Source organism: Amycolatopsis australiensis, from assembly GCF_900119165.1.
Taxonomy (GTDB): Bacteria; Actinomycetota; Actinomycetes; order Mycobacteriales; family Pseudonocardiaceae; genus Amycolatopsis; species Amycolatopsis australiensis.
This window is the reverse complement of sequence record NZ_FPJG01000006.1, coordinates 3,351,013-3,368,949: the sequence shown is the minus strand read 5'-3', so window position 1 is coordinate 3,368,949 and position 17,937 is coordinate 3,351,013. Positions and strand designations below refer to the sequence as shown.

The window sequence follows — 17,937 nt, the reverse complement described above, 5'->3', positions numbered from 1 at the left end:
GTCGTCCCTTCCGGTTCAGTTCGAGATGGCAGGCGTGCGGTCGCGCCCGCGCATGCGCAGCGCCTCGGCGAGGCCGCGGCGCAGCCTGCTCAGCACCGTTTCCACGTGGTCCTGGACGAAGAAGTGGCCACCGGGGAAGGTGCACATGCCGAAGTCGCCGTCGCTTTCGATGGCCCAGCCCGCAGCCTGCTCGGCGTCGACCCGGGGGTCGTCGGCGCCGAGGTAGGCCCGGACCGCGCAGCCGAGCCGCGGGCTCGCGTCGACGTCCCGGTGGGCGATGGCCTCCAGGTCGGCGCGGACGACCGGCCGGATCATGCCGAGGTACTCGTCGTTGGCGAGGATGTCCGGCGGCGTGCCGCCGACCTTCGTGAGGAAGTCGAGGATGCCTTCGTCGGTCATCCGCGTGACGTAGTCCGGCACCGACGGGCGGTCGGGCGACATGCACCCGGCGGCGACGAGCAGCAGCGGGCGCCACTCCCGCTCGACCAGCAGCGCCCGGCACAGCTCGGCGGCCACCAGCGCGCCCATGCTGTGGCCGAACACGACCAGCGGCCGGTCCAGCAGCGTCCGGACCTCCGGCAGCATGCCCTGGATGAGCGTGGGCAGGTCGTCGATCGGGGTCTCGGTCAGCCGGTCGCCGTGGCCGGGCAGTTCCACGGCCACCACGCCGACGTGGCCGGGCAGCAGGCCGGCCCAGCGCCGGTACGGCCGGGCGCTGCCGCCGGCGGGCGGCAGGCACAGGACCCGCACCGTCTCGTCACCGGCCGAGTGGTCGCGAAGCCATTCCATGACGATCACTCCGTGAATCGTGGCCGGTTCTCCCGGCCTGCTGGACACCAAAATTCCGCATTTCCCGAGGGCCCGGTAGTCGGGGAGTTCCCCGACTACCGCGCCGGTTCAGGGACGCAGTTCGAGTTTCCGCCGAGTGGTCTTGTCGACGGCGGCCGGGGAAAACGGCCAGGCCAGTGTTTCGCCGCGCAGCCATAGCGCGGTCTGGTCGGCGTAGGTGTCGGCGGTGGCGTGCCCGGACTCGCCGCTCTGGTTGATCCAGCGCGAGCCGTCGAGGTCGGCCAGGTCCACCACCATCCGCATGGACGGCGCCATCGTGACGTCGTAGCCGGTGCCCGCGTCCCAGCTGGTCGCGTCCACCGCTTCGGAACTGCCGCCGGTGGAGTACGGGCCTTCGTTGAGCAGCCACTGCACGGGCGCGGGGCCGCCGGTGCCCAGCGTCTGGTTTTTGAACGTCACCTGGTGCAGGTCACCCCAGTGCCAGGACGCGGGATCGTCGCCGAGCCTGCCGCGCAGTTCCCGGGCGGCGTCCTGCAGCGCGGCCCGCAGCACGTCGTCCCTGGTGGACAAGTGACGGGGGTCGGTGGTGTTGCGCCACAACGGGTCGTCGGGGTTGGCCAGCATGCGGCGCACGATGTCGAACCAGCGTCCGCCGCCGGACTGCGTGGCCTTGGCGGGGGTCTTCGCCAGGTCGTCGGTGAAGGTCAGTCGGAGCAGGTTGCGCCAGACGGCGTTGAAGTACGCCGCGGGCGCCGAGCCCACAGGTTGCGAGAAGTCCCAGCCGCGCAACAGGTCCTGTGCCTGCCGTGCCGTTCCCGCGTCGACGCGCAGCAGGTACGGCACGAGGTCGGGCGCGTTGGTGTTGAAGGTGTCGAGCTGGATCTTCTGCATGGCGGCGACGTCGAGCTTGCCGGGTTGCGCGACGAGGTCGGTGATCCGCTGGGCGCGGTAGCCGGGTTCCCAGTAGCGGCCGAGGAAGTGCGGGTAGCCGGGACCGGCGACGGCGTTGTTCGCCGTGACGATGTAGCCCTGCGGCGGGTTGAGCACGCGCGGCAGCTGGTCGAAGCCGAGGAACCCGGTCCAGTCGTGCGTGCCGGTCCAGCCCGGCGACGGGTAGCTGCCGTCGCCGCCGGCGCGCACCGGCATCCGGCCGGTCATCTGGTAGCCGATGTTACCGGCGCGGTCCGCGTACACGAGGTTCAGCGCGGGCGCGGTGAACTGCTCGAGCGCCGCGCGGAACTGCGTCCAGTCCGCCGCCGCGTCGAGCCGGAAGACCGCGTCCATGGTCCGGCCGGGATCCAGCGCGCTCCAGCGCAGTGCGACCTGGTACGGACCCGGGCCGGCACCGGGACTGCGACCGCGCGTACCCGCGGAAGCCGCGTCCGCGAGGGCGTCCGAGAGCAGCGGACCGTGCACAGTGGACCGGACGGTGAAGGTCACCGGTTCGCCGCCGCCGACCTTGATGACCTCCTGCCGGGTCTCGAGCGGCAGCTGCCTGCCCTGGTTGAGGTAGGTGCCGCCGGTGACCTGCTCGAGGAAGAGGTCCGAGTCGTCGGCGCCGAGGTTGGTGAAGCCCCAGGCGATGTCGCGGTTGTGGCCGGCGAGCACGCCCGGCACGCCGGAGAAGGTGAACCCGGTGACGTCGAACGGGCAGCTCGCACTGAGCTGCACGCAGTGGAGGCCGGCCTGGTACCACACGCCCGGCGCCGACTGCGGCAGGTGCGGGTCGTTGGCCAGGATCGGCAACCCGGTCGTCGTCCGGCTGCCCGCCACGACCCAGGCGTTGGACCCGATCCCCTCCCCCGACGGCCCGAGCACCGCGTTCAGCGTCGACCGCAGCTTCGCCACGCCCGGCGGCAGCCCGGGCGTCGAGCCACCACCCGCGGGCGTGGTCGACACCGGATTCGCCTGGCCCGGTACGACGGCCGGGAACCGCGCGTAGTCGTACGACGGGTAGAGCTGGTCGACTTGTGCGGGCGGCAGCACCGAGGCCAGCAGCGCGCGCTGGGTCTCGTCGTCGACGCCGTAGTTGAGGCTCCAGGCCATCGCCTTGAACCAGGACACCGAGTCCGCGGGCGTCCACGGCTGCGGCTCGTAGTCCGGCGTCGCGAGCCCGAGGATCGGGTATTCGACGCCGAGCGAGCCGACGCGGTGGGTGCCGAGGTAGGCGTTCACACCGTCCGAATAGGCCTGCAGGTAGTCGCGGGTGGATGGCGAGAGCAGGCCGATCTCCTGCTGCGCCACGCGGTACCAGCCCATGGTCCGCACGACCTTGTCGGTCTCGACCTGGCTCTTCCCGAACATCTCGGACAGCCGGCCGCCAGCGATGTGGCGCCGGACGTCCATTTCCCAGAATCGGTCCTGTGCGTGGGCGTACCCCTGGGCGAGGAACAGGTCGTGCGCGTCCGACGCGTAGATCTGCGGGATCCCGCTGCCGTCACGCAGGATCCGGGCCTGGCCGTGCAGCCCGGACAGCCGGACCTCTCCGGAGGTGTCCGGGAAAGAGTCGCGCACGAGCCACATCCCGTAGCCGCCGGCCCCGACGACCAGCGTGATCACCGTGCCGAGGGCGACGTAGGCGACGGTCCGCAGCTTGCGGCGCCGCCGCGGCGGGACCTCTTCGCCGGCCAGACGCGCGCGGATGTCGCGTTCCCGCATGGAGTTCATCGCGAGCAACCAGCCGATCAGCAGCACGACGGCACCGGCCAGGAACGGCGCGCGCAACCCGAGCCACTGGGCGAGCACGCCGCCCAGCACCGCGCCGAGCGGCCCCATGCCGACGGCGAAGAAGCGGTAAGCGGCGTTCACCCGGCCCACCAGGTACTCGGGCACCAGCAGCTGCCGCAGCGAAACCCCGAGGACGTTCGTGATGCCCACGGCGGCACCGACCGCGGTCAGCGCGATCGCGGCGACCAGCGCGTCCGACGTCGTCCCGGCGACGACGAAGGCCACCGGCGCCAAGGCGAACGAGAGCTGCAACGACCGTCCGCGGCCGACCCGCGCGGCCAGCGCGGGCGCGCCGAGTGTGCCGGCGAGGCCGCCCAACGCGACGACGCCGAGGAGCAGGCCGTACGCGAGGTGGCCGACGTGCAGGACTTCGTAGGCGTAGAGCACGGCGATCGACAGGACGGTCATCACCGCGAGGTTGGTCAGCCCGGCCAGCAGGCAGAGCGAACGCAGCAGCCGGTTGCGCCACAGCCAGCTCAGGCCGTGCCCGATGTCGGCGAGCATGTTCGCCCGCGGCGCCGGGGCGACGGCCTTGCGGGCCACCGCGGCGATCCCGAAGACGGCCACGGCCGAAACGACGAAGGACAGCGAGTCCGCGAAGAACGGCGTGCCCGCCGGCAGGGAGAACAGCACCGCGCCCAGCGGCGGGCCGATCAGCTCCATGGTGATGAGCTGGGCGGCCTGCACGCGGCTGTTGGCCGTCTCCAGTTTCTCGCGCTCGACCAGGTCGGGCACGATCGCCAGCGCCGCGTTGTCGCGCAGCGTCTGGACGGTGCCGAGCAGGAAGTTGACGATCGCCAGCATGGCGATGGACGCCGCCCCGGCCGCTACGGACACCGCGAAGACCCCGACCGCGACGGCGCTGACGACGTCGGTCAGCCACAGCACGCGGCGCCGGTCCGGCCAGCGGTCGGTCAGCGCGCCGGTGAACGGCCCCGCGACCAGCCACGGCAGCCCGCCGGCCAAGGTCACCACGGCAACGGCAACCGGTTCCCGGGTCAGCGCCGCGGCCAGCAGCGGCAGCGCACCGATCCGGACGCCGTCACCGACACCGGACACCAGCGCCGACCACCACAGCCGCCAGAACGACCGGCGCGTGACCGCCGGCGCCTCGACGATGTCCACCATTGCGGATCCCTTCCGTCCCGACCGGGCTCTCCTGGCTTCCGACGGTGACAGACCGCGCGGCGCCCGAACCTCGGCGGCGCTGGACCTCCTGTCAGGAGGTTCCCCGACACCGGCTCAGCCGGCGCGGGGTCTCACCAGCGCGTAACTAGGCTGATGGGACGGGGGGGGGAATCTCGGCGAGCTCATCGCGAAATACGACGTACCGGGCGCTCAGCTCGCGGTACTGGCCGACGGGGAGATCCACGAGCGGAGGGTTGCAGGTTCAAATCCTGTCATCCCGGCTCGGATGTGGATGAGTGTGTTCGCGCGTATGCGCTTCCCTTCTCATCCTCGTTGTTGTCTCGCGGGGGCCGAGCCCCCCTCGGACCCCCACGGTGCCTCTGGCTGCCCTCTGCGGGGCTGGGCGCGTTTCTTCGTGGTTGCTTTTTGTGATTACTGTGGGGGTCACCCGAGTGGTTGCTTCTGCGTTGCTTGTGTTCGTTGATGGCTGTTGTGGGGCAGCCCTCTCTGCGTAGGGGGCCGCTCTCGATGGGAGTTTTGCCATGCGACGGATCACTGCTCGGTTCGGTGCTTTGGTGTTGATGGCCGGTGTCCTCTTCGGGGGTGCCGGGACCGCCTCTGCTCACGTGCGCAGCGCGCCTGCGCCTGTTTGCATCGGTAGCTCGCTCGCCCTGTACAACACCACTGCCTTCTGCATCGCCAACCGCAGCCACTTCCCCGTCATCTCCATCATCGGGGGGTGACCGCCCGGCCTCGCCTTCTCAGCGGGGCTTGCGTTCGGGTGGTGGGGTCAGTGGCGGTGTTCGCAGGTGGTCTCTTGCCGTCTCCGTCACTTCGGCCAGCTGGGCCACCTGCTCTTCGCCCAGCTGGCCGATCAGTCCCCTGCGAACCGTTGCGACGTGGCCCGGCGCCGTCTTCAGCTGCGCCACCTGGTAGGACAGGCCGCTCGTTCGCCCGATGCGGGATCTCGTCCCGGACCGATCGTCAGGTTGCCCGCGCGGCGCATCGGCGAAGTCGCCACGAAGTGACCGGTGCCGACTCCGGCACGTCCACTGACCACGTCGCAGCTCAGGCGGCGGCAGCCGAGGCGGTCGTCCTCGCCGCCGGCTTCATGCCGCTCACCATCGAGCACACGACTTCGGCACGTGAGCAGGTCGCCGCGGCGATGCTCGCCGTGCCGGTGGCCGGTGACGGCCGGGCCGCTCGGATGAGCGTGCTCGACCTCGCCGCGCAGCTCGGGTTCGGCGCGGTCGACGCCGGGGCCGCTGGGTTACCTCGAGCGTGCCGTCGAACTGCTCGTACACCTCGCCCTCGGGTCACGTCTCGGTACCGACGTCGGCTGGACTCTCGCCCGCGCCTGAGTACCTCACTCACCCGACAGGCCCACCGGTGACCCAGCACGACCTTTCCGGCAGATTCGCCCTGCTCACCGGGGCCTCCGGGTATCGGCCACCGCCTGATCGCCGCCGGGGTGAAGACCAACCTCGCCTACGGCTCGCATTCCGCGGAGGCGAACGACCTGGTGGCGCGGTCTGGCGCAGGACGCTCTCATCGGCATGGCGGAACGCGGCTTCGGTCGCGTGCTGCTCATGTCGCCCGGCACTCCCTTCACCGCGGGCATCGTCGGCGCGGACTACGCCGCGTCGAAGGCCGGCCTGCGCGGCGTGACGGTCAACGCGGCTGCCCACCGGGCGGTTCGGCTGCCCCGGCGAGGTCGCCGGTCTGGCCCTCGCCATCCTGCGCAAGGGCTACCTCACCAACCAGGTACTCAGCCTGGACGGCGGCGCCCACCCGCGCTGAGCGCTGTCCTTTGTGGACACCACGGCTTCACGGGGCAGGCACGGCGGCCCTGGCCGCGATGCGCCGGCTGGTCGACGCACTGCGCACCGGCGACCGCGCGGTGCCCGACGACGAGCCCATCCACCTCGACGTCAGCCACGACCTCACGAACCTGGCGGTCGCACCCGAGGTCGTGACTACCTTGCACCGGCTGCTCACCAACGTCCGGGTGCTCGTCCGCCACGACCGTGGGCATCCGGGGACGGCGGGGTGGCCACCGCGAACGGCGGCCACCCCTTTTCCTCAGTGGCCGTACGCCACCAGCGTGTTCGTCGCCGGGACCACGACCAGGCCGCCGCCCGCGGCCAGGCCGGTCAGCGGCTGCGACACGTTGTGCTCGTCCGGGGGCTCGATCGGGGCTCCGACGTTCGTCGACCACACCGGTTCGCCCGTCGCGCCGTTCAAGGCCCACAGCTGGCCCGTCCGGGAACCCACGTACACGTAGCCGTTCACCACGATCGGGGCCGACGACAGCTGGTTGTCGCCCGCGAACGTCCAGCGGTTCTCGAACGTCCGGCTGTGCCGCTCCTTCAGCACTCCGTTGTCCACGAAGTAGCCCTGACGGCCGTCGAACGCCGGGGCCGGGGCCGATCCCGTGGCGTCATACGTGCCGCGGACCGCGCCGTCCGCCAGGTTCAGCACCGCCGCCGGGGCGCCCGCGTCGTCGCGGATCCACAGGCCGCCGTCGGCCACCACCGGGGTCCGGCCGCCGCCGCCCGAGCAGCCCGTCTGGTGGCGCCAGATCGGAGTGCCCGACTTCGGGTCGAACGCATACGTCTGCTCACACGCGTACGACACGTAAACCCCGTTGGCCGTGACGGCCGGCGAGCTGTCGTCCCCGTTCGCGACACCCTGGGTCCACAGCACCGCGCCACTCGCCGCGTCGACCGCGTACAGCGTGCCGCCCGAGCCCGCTCCGCCCGTGTACACCACGCCCGCGGCGAAGGTCGGCGGCGAGCTGAAGGCGTACTGGCCCGGCAGCTGGACGCTCCAGACCTTCGCCCCCGTCGCCGGGTTGAACGCGCTCAGCACGCCGTCGTAGTTCTGCGCGTACAGCCGGCCGCCCCCGTACGCGAGCGCCGACCACCAGTACGTGCCGCCGAGATCGACCGGTGCCCAGGCGTCCTGCCCGGTTGCCGCGTCGAAGCCGTGCAGGATGGTGCCGTACCCGCTCGGCGAGGCCGAAGTGACGAACACGCGCCCGCCCGCGACGATCGGGTACGACACCCGCCCGCCCAGGTCCCGTGCCCACTTCCGGTCGAGGGGCGGGGCGGCCACGCCGGAGTCGAGCAACGTGCCGTCGTGCCGGGCGTCGACCTGGTAGGTGACCGAGACGCCGGTCTGCGCCGCCTGCGCGACCGGCGCCGCGAACCCGGCGACCGGCAGCAGCACACCCACCAGAGCGGCAAGAGTTCTTCGGAAGTTCACTCGCGTTCCCCTCAGTCCCGCCCCGCCGCGGCGGGGCCCGCGAGGTGGACCGGCCCCCGGATCCGGTGGCCCGCAACCCATCCCCACAGGCCTCCGACCCTAGCGAGGGGGTCCGACATTTTCGGACCGTCGCGCGAGTTCATGAGCGTTCGACACGGCCCGCGCTACGCAATCCGCCGTGCTTTCCTTTCCGCCAAGGATTCCCGCCGTCGGCGCGCACGGAATCGACGGAAACTCGCCGGGCTACGCCGGAACCGCCTCTCCCGGGCGCACCCGGCTCAGCCAGCTCGCCAGCGTCGCGGCGATCAGCTCCGGCTGCTCCTCCGGGGTGTGGTGGCCCGCCACGACCGCGTGGTGGACCACCTCCAGCGAGGCGAAGGTCCCGGACAGCCACTCGATCATCGGCGGCGTGAGCATCGTCGAGTAGCCGGGTTCGAAGGTGATCAGCAGCTTCGGGACCTCCGGCGTGGCCGCCAGCCAGCCGTCGAACGCCTCGATGCGCGAGACGACCGGCGACGGCGAGCCGCCCAGCGGCATCGAGCGGGCCCAGCGCAGCAGCGGGATCCGCGACTCCGGGGTCGGGTACATCGCCGCGTACTCCGGCGGGAGCCCGGCGAGGAACTCCGTCATCATCGACTCGCCGACGCCCGGTGTCTTGAGCGCGCGGAACAGCTCCGCGCCCGCCGGCGGGAACTCCTCCCACGTCATCGGCTTCAGGACCGCCTCCGTGAACGCCAGGCCCCGGACGCGTCCCGGGTGCCGCGACGCCCAGTCCGCCGCCAGTGCGCCACCCCAGTCGTGGCCGACCAGGACCACGTCGGACAGCTCCAGCGCGTCGAACCAGGCGTCGAGGTAGCGGGCGTGGTCGGCGAACGAGTACTCGATCGGCGGACGACCCGAGCCGCCCATGCCGATCAGGTCCGGAGCCAGCCGACGGCCCGGCAGCGACGGCAGCACGTTGCGCCACAAGCGCGACGACGTCGGGTTGCCGTGCAGGAAGACGATCGGCGCACCGGATCCTGTGTCCACATAGGACATGGTCGAGCCGAGGACCTTCACCTGAACACCGCCGCGTTGCGCGCCACCCAGTCGGCGAAGGGACGCGGCGGGCGGCCCAGGACCCGCTCGACGTCCGGGCTCACCTGCTGCTCGCCGGACGTGGGCGCGCCCAGCACGTCCAGCGTCACCTCCGCGACCTCCGGGGGCATGAAGCCCAGCATCACCGAGCGGGCTTCCTCGCGCGTCTGCTCGACGAACCGCACCGGCTCGCCCAGCACGTCGCCGAGCACCGCCGCCTGCTCGCGCGGGGTGATCGCGACCGGGCCGGTCAGCACGTACTCGGCACCGGCGTGGCGGTTGTCCCGCAACGCGGCGGCGGCGACCGCGGCGATGTCGTCCGGGTCGACCACCGGCAGCCCCACGTCACCGAACGGCGCCACGACCTTCCGCGCCGACCGCACGCTTTCGGCCCACCGGAACGCGTTCGACGCGAACCCGCCCGGCCGGAGCATCGTCCACTCCAGACCGGAACCGCGCACGGAGTCCTCCAGCACCGTGGGGTGCCGCCCGGTCGCCACCCCCTGGGACGACAGCGCCACCACCCGGCCGACGCCACTGTCCTTCGCGACAGCCAATACCTCGTCCAGCGGCACGAATGCGCCGGACACCATCAGGAACAGCGCTTCCGCACCGTCCACAACAGACCCGAAACTCGACGGCGAGCCGAGGTCCGCCTGCACCGCGCGCACCCCGTCCGGCACGTCCGCCTGCGAAACCCGGCGGGACACCGCCATCACCTGCTCCCCCGCCTCCGCGAGGGCCCGCACCAGCGGTCGTCCGACGTTTCCCGTCGCTCCTGTCACTACGATCATGCCGGCGACGCTACCTTCCCCGGTATAGTAGGTACCTAGAGGAAAGTATTGGCTGGAGGCGTACGAAGTGACCGACACCACACCCGAGCTGGCCTGCCCGATCGCGCCGGTGGTCGACATCGTCTTCAGCCGCTGGACGACGCCGATCCTGTGGGCGCTCAACGAGTACGGCCGCCAGCGGTTCGTCGAGCTGCAGCGCCGCATCACCACGATCACCCCGAAGGTGCTCACGCAGCGGCTGCGGCAGCTGGAGCGCGACGGCCTCGTCGTGCGGACCTACCACGCCGAGGTCCCGCCGCGGGTGGAGTACGAGATCAGCGAGCTGGGCCGCAGCCTCGGCCCGCTGTTCGCGAGCCTCGCCCGGTGGTCACCGAACCTGGAGAAGGTCGAAGCGGCCCGGCACGCCTACGACGCCAAGGGCGTCACGTCCAGGTAGTCCAGGTTCGCCGGGCCGTCGGCCGTCGTCGCCGTGACGCGGACCGTGTGCGAACCCGCCGGCAAGCTCAGCTGACGCGTGACCGTGCTCCACGTCGTCCACGCGCCGGTCGGCGGGAACGCCACGCCCGCCGCCGTCACCGTGCCGTCGACCGCGATGTCCACCGGGCGGGCCGCCGTCGATCCGTTCGCGTAGCCGAACGTCAGCGCCGACGCCGGGCCGGTCACCCGCCACTCGACGTAGCTGCCGACAGCGTTCGCGGCATTGGCGAACCCCGTTCCGGAGAAGCCCGCGTGGTTGGCGTCCACTGTGCCGCCGGCCGAGAGCGTCGCGGACTCGGCTTCGTACCGCGTGGCGCCACCGGCTGCCGAGACCCGGTACAGCACTGTCGCGTGCGAAGGCACCGAAGCGCTGATTGCCCCCGAAGTGCTCCTGACCGCCTTGCTCCACAGGTCCTTCAGCGTGTACGACGGCGCGCTGCCGATGCCGGTCGCCGACGCCGTCGTGCTGATCGTCGCCGTCGCCGCCGTTTCGTTGGACAGCGCCACCGCACGGTCGCCGTTCGCCAGCACCTTGCTGTAGACGACCAGGCCGCCGTTCGCGCTCAGCACCGTCGCCTGCTTGCCCAGCGGGTCCTGGTCGAGCGCGATCACGTCGGTGTTCTTCAGGATGTCGAAGTTGTCGGCGGACACCTTCCGCAGGTCACTGCCGATGAGCAGCGGCGCGGCCATCATCGCCCAGAGGCCGAAGTGCGTGCGGTACTCCGCCGCCGTCATGCCGCCGTTGCCGACCTCCAGCATGTCCGGGTCGTTCCAGTGGCCCGGGCCGGCGTACTGCGCGAGACCGCGGTTGGCCTGCGCCTTCGAGATCATGCTCGACCACTTGTCGGAGATGTCGCCGGTGGTGCGCCACAGGTTCCCGACCGGCGCCGCCCACGTCCACGGCTTGCTCTGCCCCCACTCGCAGATCGAGTAGGCGATGGGGCGGCCGGACTTCGCGAGCGCGTCCCGCATCGCCTTGTACCGCTGCTGCGCGTCGACGCCCTGGTTGTTGCAGTTGTCGTACTTCAGGTAGTCGACACCCCAGGACGCGAAGAGGTTCGCGTCCTGCTGCTCGTGGCCGAGCGCGCCGGGGAAGCCCGCCTTGTTGCACGTGTGCGTGCCGGCGCTGGTGTAGATGCCGAACTTCAGGCCCTTGCCGTGGACGTAGTCGGCGAGCGCCTTGATGCCGTGCGGGAACCGCACCGGGTCGGGGACGAGGTTGCCCTTCGCGTCGCGGTCGGGCAGCGCCCAGCAGTCGTCGATGTTGACGTAGGTGTAGCCGACGTCCTTGAGGCCCTTCGCCACGAAGATGTCGGCGATCCCCTTGATCATCGTCTCGTTGAAGTCGGCCTTGCACTGCGTGGAGTTCCAGTTGTTGAACCCCATCGGCGGGGTGCGCAGCAACCCGTTCTCGAGGGCGAGCGCCTCGGACTGGGACAGGACGAGCCCGCTGGCCGCGAGCACGAGCGCGGCACCCGCGCCCGCGATTCGCCGGAGAAAGGACATGCGCACTCCCGGAGGTGGAGACGTCGGAGGTCTACACCAGTTAGTAAAGAGAGCTGCCCAACTCGGCGTCAAGAGATCATGTATCAGATATGAAATTGGGTTTCCGCTGGCCGGGACGCTACTCCGTCACCTGCCGGGCGGTCGCCATCGCACGTCCGGTCTCCCAGAACGCCCGCATCGACCGGATCAGCCCGTCCTCGCCGACGCGGTAGACGAACACCCCGTCGGTGTCGACGCGGTAGCCGCCCGGCAGGTACGTCGTGATCGTGCCGACGTTCGCCACCTCCTCGCCCGCCGCGTGCGAGTCCCGGATGGTGAACTCGAACCGCTCCACGTTGGCGATCGTCTTGTCCCAGAACGCGCTGATGCCGTCGCGGCCGTGGTGGCCCTTGCCCTCCTCGTCGAAGAACGACGGCCCGACCGGATCCTCGACCACGGCGTCCTCGGCGAACAACGCCAGCCAGGCTTCCTTGTCGCCGGCCGTCACGGCGGTCATCGAGGCGAACGCCGCGCGCCGCGCCGGCGGCTGCTCCTTGCCGGTGTCCCAGCTGACCTGCACGCCCACGGCAGTCACTCCCCGAACTTCGCGATGATCTCGGCGCCGAACTTGCGGATCGATTCGAGCTTCGGCTCGACGGGCGCGTCGAACCCGACGCCGTCGAACACCCACGGCATGGTGATGACGTCGGTGACACCGGCCTCGGCCTGCGCGCGGTAGCCGTCGAGACCGAAGGCGTCGACGCAGACGGCCTGGTACTCGAACGGGTCGTCGGCCCGGCCACGCTCGGCCAGCAGTTCCTTCAGCCGGGCGATCGTGTCGCGCAGCTCGTCGAGCTTCATCATCGCCGAGGACCAGCCGTCGGCGACGCGGGCCGCGCGCTTGAGCGCGACCTCGGTGTGGCCGCCGATGTAGAACGGCACCCGGCTCGGCGGCGCGGGGCTCATCCGGATCTTGTCGAAGTCGTAGAACTCGCCGTGGTACTCGACCATGCCGCCGCCGAGCAGCAGGCGCAGGACGTCGATGGCCTCGTCGACGCGCTTGCCGCGCCGCTCGAACGGCACCCCGCAGTACTCGAACTCCTGCGGCAGCCAGCCGACCCCGAGCCCGAGCCCGAACCGGCCACCGGTGAGCACCGCCGCCGAGCCGACCTGGCGCGCCAGCAGCACCGGGTTGCGCGAGCCGAGCTTCAGCACGGACGTGTAGAAGCGGATGCGGCTGGTCACCGCGCCCATCGACGCGGCGGCGACGAGCGGGTCGGCCCACGGCGTCTCCGCGGTCCAGAACCGGCTGCCGTCGGGGGTGTACGGGTAGTCCGTGTCCACCGTTTCGGCGTAGAAGAGTGAATCCGGCAGGGCAATCGAGGCGAAGCCGGCCTCTTCGGCGGCCCGGGCGAGCTCGCCCAGCTGATCGAGGGGGTTCATCGCGATCGACAGGGTGAACTTCATACCGTCGAACTATAACGTGTTCTAGTTTCCGGGGCCAGCCGGCGCGGTGTGCCGGATCACTGTCCGGGAACCCACCGCGTAGCGTCCGCGTTGTCCGTTTCAAAGGTGACCGCCGGTCACCGAGCCCCGAACTTCCAGGAGTGGTCCATGGGCACCGCGATCTTCCTGATCGTGCTCGTCGTCGTGATCGTCGGTGGCGGCCTCTACTTCTCGCGGCAGCGCGCCGCCGCCCGGCAGCGCGAGCTGGACGACGCCAAGGCCGACGCCCGGCGGCTCGTCGAGCGGCTCGGCGGTCAGGTCCTCAACCTCAACGGCACCGACACCGCGTCACAGCAGGCGATGGCCGACGCCAGCGAGCGCTACAACGCGGCCGGTTCGCAGCTGGAGCAGGCCCGCACGGTCGAGCAGGCCCGGCTGGTCAAGGAGACGGCCATCGAGGGCCTCTACTACGTCCGCGCGGCGCGCGTCGCGATGGGCATGGACCCCGGGCCGCAGCTGCCGGAGGAGGCCGAGCGCGAGCGCGCCGGCAAGGTCACCGAGCGCCGCGACGTCGACGTCGAGGGCCAGCACTACGCGGCGTCCCCCGAGCCGGGCCAGGACACGCCGTACTACTACCCCGGCGGCCGGGTCGCGGGCCGTCCGGTGCCGCAGGGCTGGTACAGCGAGCCGTGGTGGAAGCCGGCGCTCGTCGCCGGCGCGTGGGGCCTCGGATCGATGTTCCTGTTCAGCGCGATGTTCTCGGGCATGAGCGGTATCGCGAGCGCCTCGGCGTGGGAGTCGGGCTACGACGCGGGCCAGCAGGACGCGCTCGAGTCCGGCGACATGGGCGGCGACGACTTCGGCGGCGACGGAGGAGACGGCGGCGGCGACTGGGGCGGCGACGGCGGCCAGGACTTCGGCGGCTTCGACGGCGGGGGTTTCGACGGCGGCGGCTTCGACGGTGGCGGCTTCGACTTCTGAGGCCCCGGCTTCAAGCGCTCCAAGGCGGCCTTGGTTGCGTTGAATCAGCACTGCGGCGCGAAGCGCCTCCGTTGAGGGTGGCGGCGGGGGCATGGGCGGAGCACCGAAGGCCGCCTTGGGTGCGTCTGACGCACCCAAGGCCGCATTGGGGCGCTTCAGGCTTGGATCACGCGGGCTGGCACTTCGGGCACCAATACAGATTGCGGCCCACCAGCTCCGAGTGCTCCACCGGCGTGCCGCACACCAGGCAGGGCTCGCCGCTCCGCCGGTAGACGTACACCTCGCCGCCGTGGCGGTCGACGCGGGCCGGGCGGCCCATCGCTTCCGGGAGGTGCTCCGGCCGGACCGTGTCGATGCGGCCCGCTCGGACGCCGTCGCGCATCAACGTCACCAGGTCGGCCCACATGTCTTCCCACAACGCCCGGTCCAGTGCCCGGCCCGGGGTCAGGGGCGCGACGCCGTGGCGGAACAGCACCTCCGCGCGGTAGACGTTGCCGACCCCCGCCAGCACTGCCTGATCCATCAGCAGCGCCGCGATCGACGTCTTCGACCGCGAAATGCGTTCCCACGCGCGCTCGGGCTTCGCGTCGCGGCGCAGCGGGTCGGGTCCGAGGCGTGCCTTGATCGCGTCGGCCTGGTCCGGGGAGAGCAGCTCGCACCGGGTCGGCCCGCGCAGGTCCGTCCAGTGCGTCCGGCCGGCCAGGCGCAGCCGGACCTGCCCCACCGGTTCCGGCGCGGGCAGCGGCGCCTCGCCGAACGTGCCGTACAGGCCCAGGTGGACGTGCACGATCCCGTGTGGACCGTAGTCGTGGAACAGGTGCTTGCCGTACGCCTCCGCGCCGGCGAAGACCTGACCGTCCAAACGGGACGCTTCGGCGGCGAACCGGCCCTGCGGGCTGCTCACCGCCACCGGGGCACCGGCGTACCGGCGCTTGTGCAGCCGCGCGAGCCGGTGGAGCGTGTGCCCCTCCGGCATCAGGCCTCCGGCAACGCCGGCGGGGTCCCGGTGCGCTCGTAGTCGAGCAGCTGCTGCACGCGGCGGGCGTGCCGCTCCTCCGGGGACACCTCGGTCGCCAGGAAGGCTTCGACGATCTCGGTGGCCTCCTCGGCCGTGTGCATCCGGGCGCCGACGCCGATCAGCTGGGCGTGGTTGTGCTCCCGGCACAGCTTGGCGGTCTCGACGCTCCAGGCCAGGCCGCAGCGCGCGCCGGGAACCTTGTTCGCCGCGATCTGCTCGCCGTTGCCGGAGCCGCCGACGACGATGCCGCGGCTGCCCTCGTCGGCCACGACGCGCAGCGCCGTCTCGACGCAGTAGGCCGGGTAGTCGTCGGCCGCGTCGTAGACGTGCGGACCGATGTCGGTGACCTCGTGGCCCTGCTTCTCCAGGTGGGCGGCGAGGTGGTTCTTCAGCTCGAAACCGGCATGGTCGGATCCCAAGTAGACACGCACGGCTGGGAGTCTGCCACCACGGCCGGGTTCGGGCATGCTCTGGGGGTGGGGATCTGGGAGCAGACGGGCTACGACGTGCGGCTCGACTGGGGCGGCGAAGGCGTGGCCGCGCTCGGCCGGGAATGCGCCGTGCTGGTCGTCGTCGACGTGCTTTCCTTCGGCACGACCACGGATCTCGTGGTCGCCAGGGGCGGCCGTGTGCTGCCCGTGCGCCGGCGCGACGAGCGCGGCGTGACGCTCGCGAGGGCGGCCGGGGCCGTAGTCGCGGGTGAGGGCGAATTCACGCTGCGGCCGTCCTCTGTGACGGAGATCCCGCCGGGGACGCTGCTGGCGCTGCCTTCGCCGAACGGTGCGACGCTGTGCGACGCCGCCGCGGCGACCGGCGCGCGCGTGCTGGCCGGCTGCCTGCGCAACGCCTCCGCCGTCGCCGCGAGGGCCCGCGAACTCGGCGGCCCGATCGGCCTGATCGCCGCCGGGGAACGCTGGGGCGTGAACATCTTCGGCGACGGCGACACTTCCGGGTCGTTGCGGCCGTGCGTCGAGGACCTGGCCGGAGCGGGCGCGATCGCCGCGGCGCTGGCCGGGTACGGCCTGTCGCTGTCCCCCGAAGCCGTGCTCGCCGCCCGGTCCGTCGACGCCGCCGCGGTGGCGAGCTGCGTGTCCGGGCGCGAGCTGATCGAATCCGGCCACGGCGGCGACGTCGAACTGGCCACGCAAACCGACGTGAGCGCGACCGCTCCCGTCCTGAACGAAGGAGTATTGGCATGACCGGGCGCTGGATCGAGGCCGCCGACGGGGTGCACGCGCGCCGTTACGAGGAACTGGACCTGACCGTCGGGCTGGTCGTCGGCGCGGAGCGCTGCCTGGTCGTCGACACGCGCGGCGACCTCCAGCAGGGCGCCGAGCTGGCAGCCGCGGTCCGGGAGCTGACGCCGCTGCCGTGGGCGGTGGTCTACACGCACGCGCACTTCGACCACGCCTGGGGCACCGAGGCGTTCCTGCCCTGCGAGGTCTGGGCCCACGAGGGCTGCCGTGCCGAGCTGACCGAGCACGCGGAAGCCTCGCGCGCCAACTGGATCGCCTACTACCGCGAACAAGGCGAAGCGGACATCGCCGAGGCGATCGCCCGCACCACGATCGCGGCGCCCGACCACGTGTTCACCGACCGGACCGAGCTCGACCTGGGCGGCCGGACGGCCGTCCTGCTGCACCCCGGCCCCGCCCACACCCACCACGATGCCGTGGTGCACGTTCCGGACGCGGGGGTGCTCTTCGCCGGCGATGTGGTCGAGAACGCCGAACACGGCTTCAGCGCGTTCTCCTTCAGCTCCGAATCGGACCTGACCGCCTGGCCGGACGCCTTCTCGGCGATCCTCGACCTGGAGCCCCGCGTCGTCGTTCCCGGCCACGGCGACCCGGTCGACGCGGAGTTCGTCCGCTACCACCGCGACGGCCTGCACGAGCTGGTCTCGCTCAAGGCGGCGATGGGCCGCGGGGAGACGACCGAGGTGGCCGCCGTGGCAGCGTCCCGCTACCCCGGCGACGTCACCCTGGCCGCCCTCGCCACGCCCTAGTCGAAGTTCAGCTCGCCCGTGCGGGTGCGCTTGAGCTCGAAGAAGTCCGGGTAGCTCGCCAGCGCGACGGCGCCGTCGAACACCTTCAGGGCGTCTTCGCCACGCGGGATCGACGACAGGACCGGGCCGAAGAACGCGACGCCGTCGATGTGGATGGTCGGGGTGCCGACGTCCTGGCCGACCGGGTCCATGCCCTCGTGGTGGCTCTTGCGCAGCGCATCGTCGAACTCGGTCCTGTCGGCCGCCTCGGCCAGCTCCGCCGGCGCGCCGATCGCGGCCAGTGCTTCCTTGATCACCGCGTCGTAGTCCTTGTTGCCCTGGTTGTGGTACCGGGTGCCGAACTCGGTGTAGTAGTCCCGCAGCGCCTTCTCGCCGTTGAGCTGCGACAGCGCGACGGCCACGCGCACCGGCCCCCAGCCCTTGGCCAGCAGCTCCTTGTACCGCTCGGGCAGCTCGTCGCGTCCCTCGTTGAGCACCGACAGGCTCATGATCCGGAAGTTCAGGTCGAGGTTGCGGTGCTTCTCGACCTCGAGGATCCAGCGCGAGGTGATCCAGGCGAAGGGGCAGATCGGGTCGAAGTAGAAATCGACCTTCGTGGGCTGCTCGGCAGCGGTCATCGGGTACTCCTGTGCGAAGTCAGGTCCGGTCCGGGAGGGTGGGCACACCCCCACACAGCCGCCAACACCCGGCGACGCGGCCTTGTTCCCCGTCGCCGCGACCGGCGTCCCCATGATTGGATGCGG

At 71.4% G+C, this 17,937-nt stretch carries 15 protein-coding genes; 4 read left to right on the top strand and 11 right to left on the bottom strand.

What is annotated here, in order from left to right:
* Nucleotides 1–15: 15 nt before the first annotated feature.
* The 5 genes from BT341_RS17425 to BT341_RS17405 all read right to left on the bottom strand — a co-directional run bounded on the left by BT341_RS17425 (nt 16) and on the right by BT341_RS17405 (nt 9,782).
* Nucleotides 16–789: a thioesterase II family protein gene (locus BT341_RS17425; protein ID WP_084743221.1), complete on the bottom strand. Its 774-nt coding sequence runs from the start codon at nt 787–789 to the stop codon at nt 16–18.
* 108 nt (nt 790–897) lie between these two features.
* Entirely contained in the window at nt 898–4,644 is a 3,747-nt protein-coding gene (locus BT341_RS17420; RefSeq protein ID WP_072477306.1) for an MFS transporter, read from the bottom strand.
* Between the two features lie 2,082 nt (nt 4,645–6,726).
* Nucleotides 6,727–7,911 carry an outer membrane protein assembly factor BamB family protein gene (locus BT341_RS17415; protein WP_218177738.1) on the bottom strand — a complete coding sequence of 395 codons (1,185 nt, stop codon included), beginning with the start codon at nt 7,909–7,911 and terminating at the stop codon, nt 6,727–6,729.
* A gap of 243 nt (nt 7,912–8,154) precedes the next feature.
* Nucleotides 8,155–8,970: an alpha/beta fold hydrolase gene (locus BT341_RS17410; RefSeq protein WP_245805001.1), complete on the bottom strand. Its 816-nt coding sequence runs from the start codon at nt 8,968–8,970 to the stop codon at nt 8,155–8,157.
* A complete protein-coding gene (locus BT341_RS17405) occupies nt 8,967–9,782 on the bottom strand; it encodes an NAD(P)H-binding protein (protein WP_072477305.1) in 816 nt (271 codons plus the stop codon). The genes BT341_RS17410 and BT341_RS17405 overlap by 4 nt, the downstream gene beginning before the upstream one ends.
* Nucleotides 9,783–9,849: 67 nt before the next feature.
* On the opposite strand from BT341_RS17405, the gene BT341_RS17400 reads away from it, so the two are divergent.
* On the top strand, nt 9,850–10,218 hold the full coding sequence (locus BT341_RS17400) for a winged helix-turn-helix transcriptional regulator (RefSeq protein ID WP_072477304.1): 369 nt from the start codon (nt 9,850–9,852) through the stop codon (nt 10,216–10,218).
* On the opposite strand, the gene BT341_RS17395 is transcribed toward BT341_RS17400, so the two are convergent.
* The 3 genes from BT341_RS17395 to BT341_RS17385 all read right to left on the bottom strand — a co-directional run bounded on the left by BT341_RS17395 (nt 10,188) and on the right by BT341_RS17385 (nt 13,211).
* Entirely contained in the window at nt 10,188–11,765 is a 1,578-nt protein-coding gene (locus BT341_RS17395) for a carbohydrate-binding protein (protein ID WP_072477303.1), read from the bottom strand. The two genes, BT341_RS17400 and BT341_RS17395, sit on opposite strands and share 31 nt — an antisense overlap.
* 118 nt (nt 11,766–11,883) lie before the next feature.
* Nucleotides 11,884–12,330, bottom strand: coding sequence for a nuclear transport factor 2 family protein (locus BT341_RS17390; RefSeq protein WP_072477302.1), 447 nt, complete (start codon nt 12,328–12,330; stop codon nt 11,884–11,886).
* A 5-nt stretch (nt 12,331–12,335) separates the two neighbouring features.
* Nucleotides 12,336–13,211, bottom strand: coding sequence for an LLM class F420-dependent oxidoreductase (locus BT341_RS17385; protein WP_072477301.1), 876 nt, complete (start codon nt 13,209–13,211; stop codon nt 12,336–12,338).
* A gap of 147 nt (nt 13,212–13,358) precedes the next feature.
* Between BT341_RS17385 and BT341_RS17380 the strand changes: the two genes are divergently transcribed.
* Nucleotides 13,359–14,171 carry a hypothetical protein gene (locus BT341_RS17380; RefSeq protein WP_072477300.1) on the top strand — a complete coding sequence of 271 codons (813 nt, stop codon included), beginning with the start codon at nt 13,359–13,361 and terminating at the stop codon, nt 14,169–14,171.
* A 166-nt stretch (nt 14,172–14,337) separates the two neighbouring features.
* On the opposite strand, the gene BT341_RS17375 is transcribed toward BT341_RS17380, so the two are convergent.
* Together BT341_RS17375 and BT341_RS17370 are read right to left on the bottom strand one after the other, a co-directional pair.
* The gene (locus BT341_RS17375) at nt 14,338–15,147 is read right to left on the bottom strand and encodes an Fpg/Nei family DNA glycosylase (RefSeq protein ID WP_072477299.1); all 810 of its coding nucleotides are present in this window, start codon (nt 15,145–15,147) and stop codon (nt 14,338–14,340) included.
* Entirely contained in the window at nt 15,147–15,620 is a 474-nt protein-coding gene (locus tag BT341_RS17370; RefSeq protein WP_072477298.1) for a ribose-5-phosphate isomerase, read from the bottom strand. Before BT341_RS17370 ends, BT341_RS17375 begins: the two co-directional genes overlap by 1 nt.
* A gap of 45 nt (nt 15,621–15,665) precedes the next feature.
* Between BT341_RS17370 and BT341_RS17365 the strand changes: the two genes are divergently transcribed.
* Together BT341_RS17365 and BT341_RS17360 are read left to right on the top strand one after the other, a co-directional pair.
* Complete coding sequence (locus BT341_RS17365) at nt 15,666–16,388, top strand: 2-phosphosulfolactate phosphatase (protein WP_072477297.1); 723 nt, start codon at nt 15,666–15,668, stop codon at nt 16,386–16,388.
* A complete protein-coding gene (locus BT341_RS17360) occupies nt 16,385–17,194 on the top strand; it encodes an MBL fold metallo-hydrolase (RefSeq protein ID WP_072477296.1) in 810 nt (269 codons plus the stop codon). The genes BT341_RS17365 and BT341_RS17360 overlap by 4 nt, the downstream gene beginning before the upstream one ends.
* Here BT341_RS17360 and BT341_RS17355 read toward each other — a convergent pair.
* Complete coding sequence (locus BT341_RS17355) at nt 17,191–17,811, bottom strand: mycothiol-dependent nitroreductase Rv2466c family protein (protein WP_072477295.1); 621 nt, start codon at nt 17,809–17,811, stop codon at nt 17,191–17,193. The genes BT341_RS17360 and BT341_RS17355 overlap by 4 nt on opposite strands.
* Between the last annotated feature and the right edge of the window lie 126 nt (nt 17,812–17,937).

What these genes read in the sequence shown, in the direction of transcription:
- BT341_RS17395 (WP_072477303.1), bottom strand. Translation starts at nt 11,765, where the DNA reads ATGTCCTTTCTCCGGCGAATCGCGGGCGCGGGTGCCGCGCTCGTGCTC.
- BT341_RS17385 (WP_072477301.1), bottom strand. Translation starts at nt 13,211, where the DNA reads ATGAAGTTCACCCTGTCGATCGCGATGAACCCCCTCGATCAGCTGGGC.
- BT341_RS17405 (WP_072477305.1), bottom strand. Translation starts at nt 9,782, where the DNA reads ATGATCGTAGTGACAGGAGCGACGGGAAACGTCGGACGACCGCTGGTG.
- BT341_RS17425 (WP_084743221.1), bottom strand. Translation starts at nt 789, where the DNA reads ATGGAATGGCTTCGCGACCACTCGGCCGGTGACGAGACGGTGCGGGTC.
- BT341_RS17355 (WP_072477295.1), bottom strand. Translation starts at nt 17,811, where the DNA reads ATGACCGCTGCCGAGCAGCCCACGAAGGTCGATTTCTACTTCGACCCG.
- BT341_RS17420 (WP_072477306.1), bottom strand. Translation starts at nt 4,644, where the DNA reads ATGGTGGACATCGTCGAGGCGCCGGCGGTCACGCGCCGGTCGTTCTGG.
- BT341_RS17360 (WP_072477296.1), top strand. Translation starts at nt 16,385, where the DNA reads ATGACCGGGCGCTGGATCGAGGCCGCCGACGGGGTGCACGCGCGCCGT.
- BT341_RS17375 (WP_072477299.1), bottom strand. Translation starts at nt 15,147, where the DNA reads ATGCCGGAGGGGCACACGCTCCACCGGCTCGCGCGGCTGCACAAGCGC.
- BT341_RS17380 (WP_072477300.1), top strand. Translation starts at nt 13,359, where the DNA reads ATGGGCACCGCGATCTTCCTGATCGTGCTCGTCGTCGTGATCGTCGGT.